Raw genomic sequence first — 17,447 nt, 5'->3', positions numbered from 1 at the left:
CACGCGAGTATGCGGGGCGGCGACGCAATCGTCACCGGTCCGGACCGCACAAACGTGACGGCCGCACCAGAACGGCGGCCGTTTTTGTTCACGTATCAGCTGTTGTTGTGGTCGACCTTGATGGTCGGGTCGCTGCCGGCAATCAGGTTGTGAATGTTGGCACTCGACCAGTTGTTGCCTTCCAGTTTGATCGTCACATCCGGGGTTGCCGCAGCGGCGTCGCCCGAATTGAACTTGCCCGCCGAGCTGACTTGCAGCGACGACGTGCCGTCGACCGTGGTGATCTTCAGGAAGTTATCGATGGTGCTGCCGGTCTCGCCCTGCAACAGATCGCGCAGGTCGATACGGTCACCTTCACTGGCCTTGAAGTCCTTGATCACGTCGTTGCCGGTATCGCCCGCTTTCCAGACGAAGGTGTCGGCACCCGAACCACCGATCAGGATGTCGTTGCCCTGACCGCCGATCAGCGTGTCGTTGCCGGTGCCGCCGAGCAGGATGTCATTGCCTTTGCCGCCATCGAGCCAGTCGTTGCCGCCCGAGCCGAAGAGGATGTCATTGCCTGCGCCACCCAACAGCGTGTCGTTACCGTCATGCGCGCCGGACACATCGAACGCCTGATAGTGCTCGGTGATGTACTGGTGCACGTTACTGGTGGTGACTTTGCTGACGTCGACCCCGGTTTCCTTGGCCACGAACGCCTGCATCGCCTGATAACCCTCACCGGCAATGCCGTTGAAGCTCACCAGATCGCCGAACAGGATGTCATTGCCGTCGCCACCGCTGACGGTGTCGTTGCCCGGCATCGTCGCTTCGGTGTGGCCGATGATCGAGTTGGCCAGATCCTTCGGATCGATGTTGGTCTGCGGGGTTTTATCCGAATCGTAAGGTTTCAGATCGTTGAGGCTGACATCGTTGTTCAGTCCGATAGCCTCGACGTTCGACAGACCGCTGAGCAAGGCAAAGCCACTGGTCGAGTTACTGGTTGTTGACGAGTTGGTGCTGTTGCCGGTACCCGCCAGGCTCGACAACTCATAAGTGCCGTCGCCCTGCGCGTGGATGGTGCCCAGATTAGTGCCGCTCCAGCCCCACCACGAATTGTAGGTTTGCAGGGTTACGGTGCCGGCGCTGTTGATCGTCAACGCGTGGGTATTGTCGATGTAGGTGCTGAAGGTGTCGCCCGGCTTGTAGTTGCTGGTTTTCACCACATCGTCGAGCTTCACGTTGCCGTACAGCGTCGGGTTGGTCTGCTCGCCGCTCTGGTAGTAGGTCGGCTGGCCATCGGTGATGAAGTACGTGAGGTTCTTCGCCCCGGTGTTGGCCACCGCGTCAGCGCTCTGGAACCAGTTGGCCGTGGTCTTGAACACGTCCTCGTAGTTGGTGCCGCCGCCGGAGGCCATCGAGTCCAGTACCGCTTTGAGTTGTGTCAGCGCGTTCGGGTCGTTGAGGTTCACCGACACCGACTTGTTGACCTGGGTATCGAAGTCGACGAGGAAGATGTTCACCGTGCCCGAATTGCTGCCGCCCAGGCTCTGCTTGAGGCTGTTGAACACCGAGGTCAGCGAGTCTTTGGCCGCGTTGAGTGACGACGCGCTCATGCTGCCGGAGCTGTCGACCATGAACGCGATGTTGTAGTTGGTGCCCGGCACCACGGTCAGACCACCGATGTCGGCAACAATGATGTCGTTGCCATCGGTGCCGGTGACGGTGTCATCGCCCGATGTAGCAACCACGGCGTTGTAGACCGCCGGCACCACCGTGACCGGAATGGTCGCGGTGCTGCTGGCCGAGCCGCCGACCATCTCGGTGGAGGTCGAGGTCACGGTCAGGTTGAACTGGCCGTTGTAGTACGGCGGCGGGGTCACGGTGAGGCTGCCGAGATTCCAGCCGGTGACGTTGGCGTCGCCGCTGCTGGCGGTGACGGTGAAGGTGTGACCCGCGCCATCGCTGAGCACCGAGCCGACCGGCGCGCCGCTGATCTTCACGCTCAGGGTTTCCGAGCCGTCGGTGTCAGTCAGCGCGGTGGTGATTGCCGACAGTTTCACCGTGGTGCCTTCGGCGCCGGTGTTGAGTTTGTAGCCGTCGTAATAGCCTTCGCCGTTAGTGCCGTGCAGATCGGAGACGGTCACGCCCGAATTCACCAGATCCTTCACGCCGGTGTAGATCGGTACGCCGGCGCTGCTCAGGTCGATCGGCGTACTGCCGTTGACCGACAGATTGACGTCGTAGCTGCCCGGGCCGCTCTGGTTGTGGTGGTAGATGTCCAGGGTGTAGTAGCCGCTGGTGGTCGGGGTGAACGAGCCATTGATGGCGCCGCCCGCGCCCCAGGTACCCGAAGCCACACTCTTGCCACCAATCGTGATCAGCAAGCTGTCATCGGCGATGCCGCTGAAGGTGTAGGTCTTGCCGGCTTCCAGATAGATCAGGCCCGAGGTCTTCGACGCTGTGCCGGCGGTCACGCTGCCGTCGGACTGCACGTTGTTCACATTGGTGCTGGTGTTCGGAGTGCCAGCGCCGTCGATCACATTTTTCAACGTGGTCGAATCCGCGCCATTGCCGTTGGTGCCCAGACCCGACAGGCCGGTCCAGACTTCCTTGATCAGGCCGGTGGACTTCACGCTGTTGTCGGCCACGCTCACGGTCGGCGCATCCGCCACTGGCGTGATGTCGATCTTCACGGTGCCGGTGTTACCCAGCAGTTGGCCGTCGGTTGGCTGGAACTTGATCTGTGCGTAGTCAGCCTGGTTGTTGCCCAGACCTGTGCCGCCGTAACCGTTGACGCCCGACTCGTTGGCATCCGGCAGGAAGCGCAGCTTGCCCGCGTCGATGTCAGCCTTGCTGAAGGTCTGGTTGTTGGCGACGTCTTTCCAGGTCGAACCGTCCAGATACTGCAGTTTGCCTTCGCCCGGCAGCTGGGTGATTTTGATGCCGAGGCTGCTGGCCGGGCTGTCGACGTCGGTCACGCCGAAGGTTGACCAGCCGAGCACCAGCGGGGTGTCTTCGGTACCGGTGACATTGCTCGGCGCAGCGACCGGCGCGTCATTGACTGCCACCACGTTGACCGTGGTGGTCGCGGTGTTGGAGTAGTTGCCGCCATCGGTCACGGTCACGGTGATGACCCGCGGCACGGTGCTCGGGTTTTCGCTGCTGTTGGTGAAGTTGATGTTCTTGATGGCCTGCATGTAGTCGGCCAGCGTCGCGTTACCGGACAGCGTCAGGGTCACGGTGCCGTTGGTGCTGTTGGCGTTGATGGTGATGCCGTTGACGCTGTTGCCCAGGTTCAGCGCATCGCCGTCCTGACGGTTGGTCAGGACCACAGTGGCGCCGGTGAGCATGGTGCTGTCCGGGTCGGTGATGCTGATGTCGGTGTCAGCAATCGACACGCCCGCGCCCGGGGTGTTTTCGGTGAAGGTCACCTTGTAGTCGGCACCGGTAGCGCCGCTGGAGTTGTTGGCATCCAGGTCCAGCACCGGCGGCGCATCGTTGTCGATGATCGAGGTGCTGACGCTGCCGTTGGTGCTGCTGACCGCGAGGTTTTCGAAGTTGCCGCCGGTGGCGGAATCGATCTTGACCACGAAGTTCTCGGTGCCTTCGGTGATCTTGTCATCGATGGTGGCGACGTTGAACTGCGCGCTGCTCGCACCTGCCGGGATCTTCACGGTGTATACGCCAGTGAAATCCGAACCGTCGGCAGCGGTACCGCTGTAGACGATTTTCAGGGTCACTTCGGTTTGCGCCGGGTGGTTCAGGCTGACGGTGTAGCTGGCGGTCTGGCCTTCGGTCACCGAACTGCTGCCAGTGATGCTGACGGTGGTGGTGTCGATCGTATCGGTGACGTTGGTCACGGCTGGCGTGTTGCTGGTCACCAGATTTTCGAAGCCGCCGCCGCTGGTGCCAGTGATGGTTGCCTGCACGGTGCCGGCGTCTTTGTAGACGTCGTCAGCCGGTGCAGGAACAGTCACGGTGCCAGTGGTTTTGCCTGCGTCGATGGTGATCACCGAGCCGTTGCTGAGGGTCACGGTCACTGGCGAGCCAGCGGCGTTGGTCAGGGTCGCGGTGTAGGTGATCTGGCCACCTTCAGCCACGGTGCCGGTCGCGGACAGCGTCAGGTTGGTGGTGTCGACGGTGTCGGTCACGGTGGTGCTGACCGGGGTTTTGTCGGCCACGAGGTTTTCGTAGTTGCCGCCCGTGACGTTGCTGATCGAGTTGGTCAGCGGGGCGTGACCAGTCAGTGCGTCGTTTGGCGCCGTGGTGGTTGCGGTGCCGGTGGTCTTGCCGATGTCGATGGTGATGGTCTGACCGTTGGCCAGGGTCACCACGACCGGCGAACCGGTCACGGCTGCACCGACAGTGGCGGTGTAGACGACGTTGCCGCCTTCAGCCGCAGAGCCGGTCGCGGTCAGTTTCACGGTGGTGGTGTCGATGGTGTCGGTGACGCTGGTCACGGCTGGCGTGGTGCTGGTCACCAGATTCTCGAAGCTGCCACCAGTCGCGGTTTTGATCGTTGCCTGGACGTTGCCGGCATCTTTGTAGACGTCATCGGCTGGCGCTGGAACGGTTACGGTGCCGCTGGTTTTGCCGGCGTCGATGGTGATCACCGAGCCGTTGCTCAGGGTTACGGTAACTGGCGAACCGGCAGCGTTGGTCAGGGTCGCGGTGTAGGTGATCTGGCCACCTTCAGCCACGGTGCCGGTCGCGGACAGCGACAGGTTCGTGGTGTCGACGGTGTCGGTGACGGTGGTCGAAACCGGAGTTTTGTCGGCCACGAGGTTTTCGTAGTTGCCGCCAGTCACATTGGTGATCGAGTTGGTCAGCGGTGCATGGCCGGTCAAAGCGTCGTTTGGCGCAGTGGTGGTCGCGGTGCCGGTGGTCTGGCCAACGCCGATGGTGATGGTTTGACCGTTGGCCAGCGTTACAACCACAGGCGAACCGGTCACCGGAGCACCGACGGTCGCGGTGTAGACGACGTTGCCGCCTTCTGCCGCCGAGGCGGTGGCTGTCAGTTTGACGGTGGTGGTGTCGATGGTGTCGGTGACGCTGGTCACGGCCGGCGTCGTGCTCGGCACCAGGTTTTCGAAGTTGCCACCGGTGGCGTTGCTGATCGTCGCCTGTACGGTGCCGGCGTCTTTGTAGACGTCATCGGCTGGCGCTGGAACGGTCACGGTACCGGTGGTTTTGCCAGCGTCGATAGTGATCACGGCGCCGTTCGACAGGGTCACGGTCACTGGCGAGCCAGCGGCGTTGGTCAGGGTCGCGGTGTAGACGATCGAGCCACCTTCGGCCACGGTGCCGGTCGCGGACAGCGACAGGTTGGTGGTGTCGACGGTGTCAGTGACGTTGGTCGATACCGGCGTCTTGTCGGCTACGAGATTTTCGTAGTTGCCGCCAGTGACGTTGGTGATCGAGTTGGTCAGCGGCGTGTGACCGGTCAACGCATCGTTCGGTGCGGTAGTGGTCGCAGTCCCCGTAGTCTGGCCAACGCCAATGGTGATGGTTTGACCGTTGGCCAGCGTTACAACCACAGGCGAGCCAGTGACTGGAGCTCCGACGGTCGCGGTGTAGACGACGTTGCCGCCCTCTGCCGCAGTGGCCGTTGCCGTCAGTTTCACCGTGGTGGTATCGATGGTGTCGGTGACGCTGGTGATAGCCGGCGCCGTGCTCGGCACCAGGTTTTCGAAGTTGCCACCGGTGGCGGTGCTGATGGTCGCCTGCACGGTACCGGCGTCTTTGTAGACGTCATCGGCTGGCGCTGGAACGGTTACGGTGCCGGTGGTCTTGCCAGCGTCGATAGTGATCACGGCGCCGTTGCTCAGCGTCACGGTGACTGGCGAGCCTGCGGCGTTGGTCAGGGACGCGGTGTAAACAATCGAACCGCCTTCAGCGACCGAATTGGTAGCGCTCAGCGACAGATTGGTGGTGTCGACAGTGTCGGTCACGTTCGTGCTGACCGGGGTCTTGTCGGCCACGAGATTTTCGTAGTTGCCGCCGGTCACGTTGGTGATCGCGTTGGTCAGTGGCGCATGACCAGTCAAAACGTCGTTTGGCGCGGTAGTGGTCGCGGTGCCGGTGGTCTGGCCAACACCAATGGTGATGGTCTGACCGTTCGACAGGGTTACTACGACTGGTGAACCGGTTACTGGTGCGCCAACCGTCGCGGTGTAGACGACGTTACCGCCTTCAGCGGCAGTGGCGGTCGCGGTCAGTTTCACCGTGGTGGTGTCGATGGTATCGGTGACGCTGGTGATAGCCGGCGTCGTGCTCGGCACCAGGTTTTCGAAGTTGCCACCGGTGGCGGTGCTGATCGTGGCCTGCACGGTGCCGGCGTCTTTGTAGACATCGTCGGCCGGTGCCGGAACGGTCACGGTGCCGGTGGTTTTACCGGCGTCGATGGTGATCACGGCACCGTTCGACAGAGTAACGGTCACTGGCGAGCCAGCGGCGTTGGTCAGGGTCGCGGTGTAAACGATCGAACCACCTTCAGCAACCGAATCAGTCGCGCTCAGTGACAGGTTGGTAGTGTCGACAGTATCGGTGACGTTGGTGCTGACCGGCGTCTTGTCGGCCACGAGATTTTCGTAGTTGCCGCCGGTCACGTTGGTGATCGCGTTGGTCAGCGGCGCGTGACCGGTCAAGGCATCGTTTGGCGCCGCAGTGGTTGCGGTGCCCGTGGTCTGGCCTACACCGATGGTGATGGTTTGACCATTGGCCAAAGTCACGACAACGGGCGAGCCGGTAACCGGCGCGCCTACGGTAGCGGTGTAGACAACGTTGCCGCCTTCAGCCGCCGACTCAGTGGCGGTCAACTTCACGGTGGTGGTGTCGATGGTGTCGGTGACGCTGGTCACAGCCGGCGTCGTGCTCGGCACCAGGTTTTCGAAATTGCCGCCCGTTGCCGTCGAAATCGTCGCTTCGACTTTGCCCGCGTCTTTGTAGACGTCATCGGCTGGCGCAGGAACAGTCACGGTACCGGTGGTTTTGCCGGCTTCGATGGTAATCACCGCGCCGTTCGACAGGGTCACGGTGACTGGCGAACCAGCCGCGTTGGTCAGCGTCGCGGTGTAAACAATCGAGCCACCCTCAGCCACGGTGCCGGTCGCGCTCAGCGACAGGTTGGTCGTGTCAACAGTGTCGGTGACGTTGGTCGAAACCGGTGTCTTGTCGGCAACAAGGTTTTCGTAGTTGCCGCCGGTCACGTTGGTGATCGAGTTGGTCAGCGGAGCGTGGCCAGTCAATGCGTCGTTTGGCGCCGTGGTGGTCGCGGTACCGGTGGTCTGGCCGACGCCGATGGTGATCGTCTGACCGTTGGCCAAGGTTACGACAACCGGCGAGCCGGTGACTGGCGCGCCGACAGTCGCGGTGTAGGTGACGTTGCCACCCTCTGCTGTCGACTCTGTCGCTGTCAGTTTGACGGTGGTGGTGTCGATGGTGTCAGTGACGTTGGTCACGGCCGGCACGGTGCTTGGCACCAGATTCTCGAAGTTGCCACCGGTCGCGGTCGAAATGGTTGCTTCGACTTTGCCGGCATCTTTGTAAACGTCATCCGCCGGCGCAGCGACGGTGACGGTGCCAGTGGTTTTACCCGCCTCAATGGTGATCACGGCGCCGTTCGACAGGGTCACGGTGACTGGCGAGCCCGCGGCGTTGGTCAGCGTTGCGGTGTAGATGATCGAGCCACCTTCAGCAACCGAACCCGTCGCGCTCAGCGACAGGTTAGTGGTGTCGACGGTATCGGTGACCGTGGTTGAAACCGGGGTCTTGTCGGCCACCAGGTTTTCGTAGTTGCCGCCAGTAACACCGGTAATCGAGTTGGTCAGTGGCGCCTGACCGGTCAGCGCATCGTTCGGTGCGGTGGTGGTCACGGTGCCGGTGGTTTTGCCGACTTCGATGGTGATGTTCTGACCGTTGGCCAGCGTTACGGTGACCGGCGAACCGGTTACTGGAGCGCCGACAGTGGCGGTGTAAGTGACGGTGCCGCCTTCGGCCACGGAGGTATCGGCCGTCAGTTTGACGGTCGAGGTGTCGATGGTGTCGGTGACTTCGGTCACAGCCGGAACAGTGCTCGGCACCAGGTTTTCGAAGTTGCCACCGGTGGCAGTCGAAATCGTCGCTTCAACTTTGCCCGCGTCTTTGTAAACATCATCGGCCGGAGCTGGAACGGTCACAGTGCCTGTGGTTTTGCCGGCTTCGATGGTGATTACCGCGCCGTTCGACAAAGTCACGGTGACTGGTGAGCCAGCCGCGTTGGTCAGGGTTGCGGTGTAAACAATCGAACCACCCTCGGCCACAGAACCCGTCGCGCTCAGCGACAGGTTAGTGGTGTCGACAGTGTCGGTGACATTGGTCGAAACCGGGGTCTTGTCGGCCACCAGATTCTCGTAATTGCCACCGCTGACCTCAGTGATCGCATTGGTGATCGGCGCGTGGCCGGTCAATGCGTCGTTCGGCGCGGTGGTGGTGGCGGTGCCTGTGGTCTGGCCGACGCCGATGTTAATGGTCTGACCGTTGGCCAGGGTCACGACAACCGGCGAACCGGTAACCGGCGCGCCAACCGTGGCGGTGTAAGTGACGGTGCCGCCTTCAGCCACGGAGGTATCGGCCGTCAGTTTTACGGTCGAGGTGTCGATGGTATCGGTGACTTCGGTCACGGCCGGAACAGTGCTCGGCACCAGGTTTTCGAAGTTGCCACCGGTAGCGGTGGAGATCGTCGCTTCAACCTTGCCGGCGTCTTTGTAGACATCATCGGCTGGCGCTGGAACAGACACGGTGCCAGTGGTTTTGCCGGCTTCGATGGTAATCACCGCGCCGTTCGACAGGGTCACGGTGACTGGCGAGCCGGCAGCGTTGGTCAATGTCGCGGTGTAGGTGATCGAGCCGCCCTCAGCCACAGAACCGGTCGCAGTCAGCGACAGGTTAGTGGTGTCGACGGTGTCGGTCACGGTGGTGCTGACCGGTGTCTTGTCGGCCACGAGATTTTCGTAGTTGCCGCCAGTGACACCGGTGATCGAGTTGGTGATCGGCGCATGACCGGTCAGCGCATCGTTCGGTGCGATGAAGGTTACGGTGCCCGTGGTTTTACCGACTTCGATGGTGATGGTCTGACCGTTGGCCAGGGTCACCACAACCGGAGAGCCTGTCACAGGCGCCCCGACTGTCGCGGTGTAAGTGACGGTACCACCTTCAGCGGCGGTCTCGGTCGCCGTCAGTTTCACGGTCGAGGTGTCGATGGTGTCAGTCACTTCAGTGACGGCTGGAACAGTGCTCGGCACTAGGTTTTCGAAGTTGCCACCGGTAGCGGTGGAGATGGTCGCTTCGACTTTGCCGGCGTCTTTGTAGACGTCATCAGCCGGAGCTGGAACGGTGACTGTGCCGGAAGTCTTGCCCGCTTCGATGGTGATCACGGCGCCATTCGACAGCGTCACGGTGACTGGTGAGCCAGCCGCGTTGGTCAGCGTCGCGGTGTAGATGATCGAACCACCTTCCGCAACGGTGCCGGTCGCCGTCAGCGACAGGTCAGTGGTGTCGACAGTGTCGGTGACATTGGTCGAAACCGGGGTCTTGTCCGCCACCAGGTTTTCGAAGTTGCCGCCTCTCACCTCGGTGATCGCATTGGTGATCGGCGCGTGACCGCTCAATGCATCGTTCGGCGCGATGGTGGTCGCGGTGCCGGTGGTCTGGCCGACGCCGATGGTGATGGTCTGACCGTTAGCGAGGGTCACGACCACAGGCGAACCGGTCACTGGCGCGCCGACGGTTGCGGTGTAAGTCACGCTGCCGCCCTCAGCCGCCGACTCGGTCGCGGTGAGTTTGACGGTAGTGGTGTCGAGGGTGTCGGTGACGTTGGTCACGGCCGGCACGGTGCTCGGCACCAGGCTCTCGAAGTTGCCGCCGGTTGCATCCTTGATGGTCACTTCGACTTTGCCGGCGTCTTTGTAGACGTCATCGGCTGGAGCAGCGACGGTCACGGTACCCGTGGTTTTACCGGCTTCGATGGTGATCACCGAACCGTTGCTCAGGGTCACGGTTACCGGCGTGCCGGCCGGGTTGGTCAGCGTCGCGGTGTAAACGATCGAACCGCCTTCAGCCACCGAATCGGTCGCGGTCAGGTTCAGGTTGGTGGTGTCGTTGGTGTCCGACACTGCGGTGTCGGCGGACTTGCCGTCGACCGCGAGTTTTTCGTAGTTGCCGCCGGTAGCGCCGTCGATGGTCACGCTCAGCGAGCTGCCGCCGGCCAACGGGCTATTCGGCGCGACGAAGTTCACCGTGCCGCTGGTTTCACCGACGGCGATGGTGATGGTCTGGCCGTTGGACAGGTTCACGACAACCGGCGAGCCAGTGACTGGCGCGGTCACGGTCGCGGTGTAGACCACGGTTTCGCCTTCAGCGACGTTGGCGGTGGCGGTCAGCGACACGGTGGAGGTGTCGATGGTGTCGTTAACGGTGGTGACGGCTGGCGCTGTGCTGGTGACCAGGTTTTCGAAGTCGCCACCGGTCGCGCCCTTGATGGTCGCTTCAACGGTACCGGCATCTTTGTAGACGTCATCTTTCGGCGCGTCGACGGTGACGGTGCCGGTGGTTTTGCCGGCGTCGATGGTGATCACCGAGCCGTTGCTCAGGGTCACGGTGACTGGCGAGCCAGCGGCGTTGGTCAGGGTCGCGGTGTAGGTGATCTGGCCGCCTTCGTTCACCGAACCGGTGGCGCTGAGCGACAGGTTGGTGGTGTCGACGGTATCAGTCACGTTGGTGCTGACCGGGGTTTTGTCGGCCACGAGGTTCTCGTAATTGCCGCCGCTCACGTCGGTGATCGCGTTGGTCAGCGGCGCATGGCCGGTCAACGCATCGTTTGGTGCGGTGGTGGTCACGGTGCCGGTGGTTTTACCCACTTCGATGGTGATGTTCTGACCGTTGGCCAGGGTCACGACAACTGGCGAACCGGTCACAGGTGCACCGACAGTGGCGGTGTAGGTGACGGTGCCACCTTCAGCCGCTGACTCGGTGGCGGTCAGTTTGACCGTCGAAGTGTCGATGGTGTCGGTAACGTCAGTAACTGCTGGCGTGGTGCTCGGAACGAGGTTCTCGAAGTTGCCGCCGGTGGCGTCCTTGATGGTCACTTCGACTTTGCCGGCGTCTTTGTAAACGTCATCGGCTGGCGCAGGAACCGTCACGGTGCCGGTGGTTTTGCCCGCTTCGATGGTGATTACCGAACCGTTCGACAGGGTCACGGTGACCGGGGTACCGGCCGGGTTGGTCAGGGTCGCGGTGTAAACAATCGAACCGCCTTCAGCCACGGTGCCAGTCGCGGTCAGCGACAGGTTGGTGGTGTCGACAGTGTCAGTAACGTTGGTTGAAACCGGTGTCTTGTCGGCTACCAGATTCTCGTAGTTACCGCCGCTCACATCAGTGATCGCATTGGTCAGCGGGGTGTGGCCGTTCAACGCATCGTTCGGCGCAGTGGTGGTCACGGTGCCAGTGGTTTTACCCACTTCGATGGTGATGTTCTGACCGTTGGCCAGGGTCACCACAACTGGCGAGCCAGTGACTGGCGCACCGACCGTGGCGGTGTAGGTGACGGTGCCACCTTCAGCCGCAGACTCGGTGGCGGTCAGTTTGACGGTGGTAGTGTCGACGGTATCAGTGACTTCGGTCACGGCCGGGACAGTGCTCGGTACCAGATTCTCGAAGTCGCCGCCGGTGGCGTCCTTGATGGTCACTTCGACTTTGCCGGCGTCTTTGTAAACGTCATCGGCTGGCGCAGGAACCGTCACGGTGCCGGTGGTTTTACCGGCCTCGATGGTAATGACCGAGCCGTTCGACAGGGTCACAGTCACCGGCGAGCCAGCCGGGTTGGTCAGCGTCGCGGTGTAGATGATCGAACCGCCCTCGGCGACCGAGTTGGTGGCGCTGAGCGACAGGTCAGTGGTGTCGACGGTGTCAGTGACCGTAGTCGAAACCGGGGTCTTGTCAGCCACCAGGTTTTCGTAGTTGCCGCCGCTCACACCCGTGATCGAATTACCCAGCGACGCCTGACCGGTCAACGCATCGTTCGGCGCGGTGAAGGTCACGGTGCCAGTGGTCTTGCCGACTTCGATGGTGATGCTCTGACCATTGGCCAGGGTCACCACGACCGGCGAACCGGTGACCGGCGCGCCGACAGTGGCGGTATAGGTGACAGTGCCACCTTCAGCCACAGTGGTGTCGGCCGTCAGCTTCACGGTCGAGGTGTCGATGGTGTCAGTCACTTCGGTCACGGCCGGGACAGTGCTCGGCACCAGATTTTCGAAGTTGCCGCCAGTCGCATCCTTGATGGTGACTTCGACTTTGCCTGAGTCTTTATAGACATCATCGGCAGGCGCCGGAACGGTCACTGTGCCGGTGGTCTTGCCCGCCTCGATGGTGATCACCGAGCCGTTGCTCAGGGTCACGGTGACCGGGCTGCCAGCGGCATTGGTCAGGGTCGCGGTGTAGGTGATCTGGCCGCCTTCAGCCACAGTTCCCGTCGCGCTCAGCGACAGGTTGGTGGTATCAGTGGTGTCGGTGACGGTGGTGCTGACCGGGGTTTTGTCAGCCACGAGGTTTTCGTAATTGCCGCCGGAAACGTCGGTGATCGCATTGATCAACGGTGCATGGCCAGTCAGCGCATCGTTCGGTGCGGTGGTGGTCACGGTGCCGGTGGTTTTGCCGACTTCGATGGTGATGTTCTGGCCGTTGGCCAAGGTCACGACGACAGGCGAACCGGTGACTGGCGCGCCCACGGTAGCGGTGTAGGTAACGGTGCCACCTTCAGCCGTCGACTCGGTAGCGGTCAGTTTGACCGTCGAGGTGTCGATGGTGTCAGTGACGTCGGTTACGGCTGGGGTGGTGCTCGGAACGAGGTTCTCGAAGTTGCCGCCAGTGGCATCCTTGATGGTCACTTCGACCTTGCCGGCGTCTTTGTAGACGTCATCGGCCGGAGCTGGAACGGAGACAGTGCCGGTGGTTTTGCCGGCTTCAATGGTGATCACCGAACCGTTGCTCAACGTCACGGTCACTGGCGTGCCAGCCGGATTGGTCAGCGTCGCGGTGTAAACGATCGACCCGCCTTCCGCCACGGTGCCGGTCGCAGTCAGCGACAGGTTGGTGGTGTCGACGGTGTCAGTAACAGTGGTCGAAACCGGGGTTTTGTCGGCGACCAGATTTTCGTAGTTACCACCGCTCACCTCAGTGATCGCATTGGTGATCGGCGCGTGGCCGGTCAATGCATCGTTCGGTGCGGTGGTGGTCGCGGTGCCGGTGGTCTGGCCTACGCCAATGGTGATGGTCTGACCGTTAGCCAGAGTCACGACCACAGGCGAACCGGTCACTGGCGCGCCGACGGTTGCGGTGTAAATCACGCTGCCACCCTCAGCCGCCGACTCGGTCGCGGTGAGTTTGACGCTGGTGGTGTCGACGGTGTCAGTGACGTCGGTTACGGCTGGGGTGGTGCTCGGAACGAGGTTCTCGAAGTTGCCGCCAGTGGCGTCCTTGATCGTGACTTCGACCTTGCCGGCGTCTTTGTAGACGTCATCTGTTGGCGCAGGAACCGTCACGGTGCCGGTGGTTTTACCGGCTTCGATGGTGATCACCGAGCCGTTGCTCAAGGTCACGGTCACCGGCGTGCCGGCCGGGTTGGTCAGCGTTGCGGTGTAAACGATCGAACCGCCTTCCGCCACGGTGCCGGTCGCAGTCAGCGACAGGTTGGTGGTGTCGACGGTGTCAGTGACAGTGGTCGAAACCGGGGTTTTGTCGGCGACCAGATTCTCGTAGTTACCGCCGCTCACATCAGTGATTGCGTTGCTCAGCGGGGTGTGGCCGTTCAACGCATCGTTTGGCGCTACGGTGGTTGCGGTGCCCTCGGTCTGGCCAACGCCGATAGTGATGGTTTGGCCGTTGGCCAACGTCACGATCACTGGCGAACCGGTCACTGGCGCGCCGACAGTCGCGGTGTAGGTAACGGTGCCACCTTCAGCGGCAGTCTCGGTGGCGGTCAGTTTGACGGTGGTGGTGTCGACGGTATCGGTCACGTCGGTGACGGCCGGAACGGTGCTCGGCACCAGATTCTCGAAATTGCCGCCGGTGGCGTCCTTGATCGTGACTTCGACTTTGCCGGCGTCTTTATAGACGTCATCGGCGGGCGCCGGAACGGTCACGGTGCCAGTGGTTTTACCGGCTTCAATAGTGATAACCGAGCCGTTCGACAGGGTCACAGTGACCGGCGAGCCTGCGGCGTTAGTCAGGGTCGCGGTGTAAGTGATCTGGCCGCCTTCGGCCACGGTACCGGTCGCGCTCAGGGTCAGGTCGGTGGTGTCGGTGGTATCAGTGACAGTGGTGCTGACCGGGGTTTTGTCGGCGACGAGGTCTTCGTAGTTGCCGCCGCTCACGCCCGTGATCGCGTTGGTGATCGGTGCGTGGCCGGTCAACGCGTCATTCGGCGCCGTGGTGGTCACGGTACCGGTGGTTTTGCCGACTTCGATGGTGATGTTCTGACCATTGGCCAGGGTCACGACCACAGGCGAACCGGTCACCGGAGCGCCAACAGTGGCGGTGTAGGTGACAGTGCCACCTTCAGCAGCCGATTCGGTGGCGGTCAGTTTGACCGTGGTGGTGTCGACGGTATCGGTCACGTCGGTGACGGCTGGAACAGTGCTCGGGACGAGGTTCTCGAAGTTGCCGCCAGTCGCGTCCTTGATGGTGACTTCGACTTTGCCGGCGTCTTTATAGACGTCATCGGCGGGCGCCGGAACGGTCACGGTGCCAGTGGTTTTACCCGCCTCAATGGTGATCACCGAGCCGTTGCTCAGGGTCACAGTGACAGGCGAACCTGCGGCGTTGGTCAGCGTGGCGGTATAAACAATCGAACCACCCTCAGCCACGGAACCGGTCGCGCTCAGCGACAGGTTGGTGGTGTCGGCAACATCGGTAACGCTGGTCGAAACCGGAGTCTTGTCGGCCACCAGATCTTCGTAATTGCCGCCGGAAACACCGGTGATCGAGTTGGTCAGCGGCGCATTGCCGGTCAACGCGTCATTCGGCGCGGTAGTGGTCACGGTGCCGGTGGTTTTGCCGACTTCAATGGTGATGCTCTGGCCGTTGGCCAATGTCACCACAACAGGTGAACCGGTCACCGGCGCGCCGACGGTGGCGGTGTAAGTGACGGTGCCACCTTCAGCAACCGAGGTGTCGGCCGTCAGTTTCACGGTCGACGTGTCGATGGTGTCAGTCACTTCGGTAACCGCAGGAACGGTGCTCGGCACCAGGTTCTCGAAGTTGCCGCCGGAAGCTTCCTTGATGGTCACTTCAACTTTGCCGGCGTCTTTATAGACGTCATCGGCTGGCGCCGGAACGGTCACGGTGCCGGTGGTCTTGCCCGCTTCGATGGTGATTACCGAACCGTTGGAAAGCGTCACGGTTACCGGTGTGCCGGCAGGATTGGTCAGGGTCGCGGTGTAAACGATCGAGCCACCTTCGGACACGGTCCCGGTCGCTGTCAGCGACAGGTTGGTGTCGTCGATCGAGTCGGTAATGGTGGTGGTCGCTGGCGTCGTGTTCGGCACCAGGTTTTCGAAGTTGCCACCGGTAGCGCCAGTGATGGTGGTGCTGACGGTACTGCCATTGTTGTAAACGTCGTTGGCCGCGGTCGGCACGTTGACGCTGCCGGTAGTCTGGCCGGCGTCAATGGTGATGGTCGAGCCGTTCGACAGAGTGATCGTCACCGGGGTTTGCGCGGCGTTGGTCAGCGTCGCGGTGTAAGTGATCTGGCCGCCTTCGACGACCGTACCGGTAGCGGTGAGGCTCACACTGGTGGTGTCGACCGAGTCGGTAACCGTGGTGGTGGCTGGCGTGGTGTTTGGCACCAGACTTTCGAAGTTGCCGCCGGTAGCGCCAGTAATGGTGGTGCTGACGGTGCCGCCATTGTTGTAGACGTCGTTGGCGGCTGTCGGCACGTTGACGGTGCCCGTGGTCTGGCCGGCTTCGATGGTGATGGTCGAACCGTTCGACAGGGTGACGGTCACCGGGGTTTGCGCCGGGTTGGTCAGGGTCGCGGTGTAGGTGATCTGGCCACCCTCGACCACTGTGCCGGTGGCAGTCAGGGTCAGGTTGGTGGTGTCGATCGAATCGGTGATGGTGGTCACCGCTGGCGTCGGGTTCGGCACCAGGTTTTCGAAGTTGCCACCGCTGGCACCGGTGATGGTGGTGGTGACGGTGCTGCCGTTGTTATAGACATCGTTGGCTGGGGTCGGCACGTTGACGGTGCCGGTGGTCTGGCCGGCACCGATGGTGATGGTCGAGCCGTTCGACAGGGTGACAGTCACCGGGGTTTGTGCCGGATTGGTCAGGGTCGCGGTGTAAGTGATCTGCCCGCCTTCGGTGACACTCGGCCCGGCCGTCAGGGTGACGGTGGTGGTGTCGATGGTGTCAGTGACCTGGGTCGTGGCCGGAGTGGTTGGCGGCGTCACGGTGATGCCATTACCGCCGGTGGTGCCGGTGACGGTTACGTCGATCTGGGTCGGGTCGTTATAAACGGTGTCGTTCGGCGCCAGCGGCACATTGACGGTGCCGGTGGTGGAACCTGCCGGAATCACAATCACCGCGCCGTTGGACAGGGTGATGGTCAGGTCGGTCAGCGGCGCCTGGGTCAGGGTCGCGGTGTACACCAGCACGCCGCCGGCTTCGGTGATGGACGGCGTGGCGCTGAGGCTCAGGGTCGACTCACGCAGGGCGTTGGTGGTGGTGTCGGTGGTCTGGCCGCCGGTGATGTTTTGTGCGGCCTGACCGCCAGCATTGATGCCTGCGGTCGGGAAGCCAATGGTCGGGTCAACGCGGCCAGCGGTGGCGTCGAGCATGACGAAACTGTGGCCACCACCGGCGGCACCACCCGTGCCTGCGGCGCTCGGGCCGGCAGCGGTGGCATCGAGGGCGGTGGTCGGGTCGACACCGGCGGCGATGGCTTGCTGCAGTTCTGCTACCGACGGCGCAGCCTGCGCGGTGGCCTCGGCCAGGTCAGTGCTGGAGTCGGGCGCGTTGGCGCTCCACTGGGTTTCACGGCCCAGATCAAGGGTGCGGCCATCGGCCAATTCAAGTGACACGGCGCCGGAGAGGCCGGTGTCGATCTGGTCGCCAACGAACAGGCGATCGCCTTCAACGAGTACGCGACGCACGCCCTCTGGGGACACCACGAATACCTGACCGACAATGCTTTTGACGATGGCAACAACACTGCTCATTGAAGACTCTCCGGGGTGTCACGTTCAGTTGACTTCCATGGACCTGATGGCATGGATGCCGATTCAGTCTGGACGTACTTTAAAATTTTGCGAAACAAGTTTGACGCTTACTTTCGTCAATAATTTGGCTATATTCTTTCGCTATTAACTTTATGCCAAACTATTGACCTTCTGGGTGCCATCCTAAACAATCGCCCCACTAATGTCACATTG

At 62.1% G+C, this 17,447-nt stretch carries 1 protein-coding gene; it reads right to left on the bottom strand.

The window, feature by feature from the left end:
* Positions 1-95 precede the first annotated feature (95 nt).
* Positions 96-17,234, bottom strand: a complete 17,139-nt coding sequence (locus CKW17_RS24985; protein WP_095122338.1) for an immunoglobulin-like domain-containing protein — start codon at positions 17,232-17,234, stop codon at positions 96-98.
* Positions 17,235-17,447: the final 213 nt, after the last annotated feature.

Origin of the sequence: Pseudomonas sp. Irchel s3f10 (genome assembly GCF_900187515.1) — a bacterium.
Classification (GTDB): domain Bacteria; phylum Pseudomonadota; class Gammaproteobacteria; order Pseudomonadales; family Pseudomonadaceae; genus Aquipseudomonas; species Aquipseudomonas tensinigenes.
This window is presented reverse-complemented; position numbering and strand designations above follow the sequence as displayed.

What these genes read in the sequence shown, in the direction of transcription:
- CKW17_RS24985 (WP_095122338.1), bottom strand. Translation starts at nt 17,234, where the DNA reads ATGAGCAGTGTTGTTGCCATCGTCAAAAGCATTGTCGGTCAGGTATTC.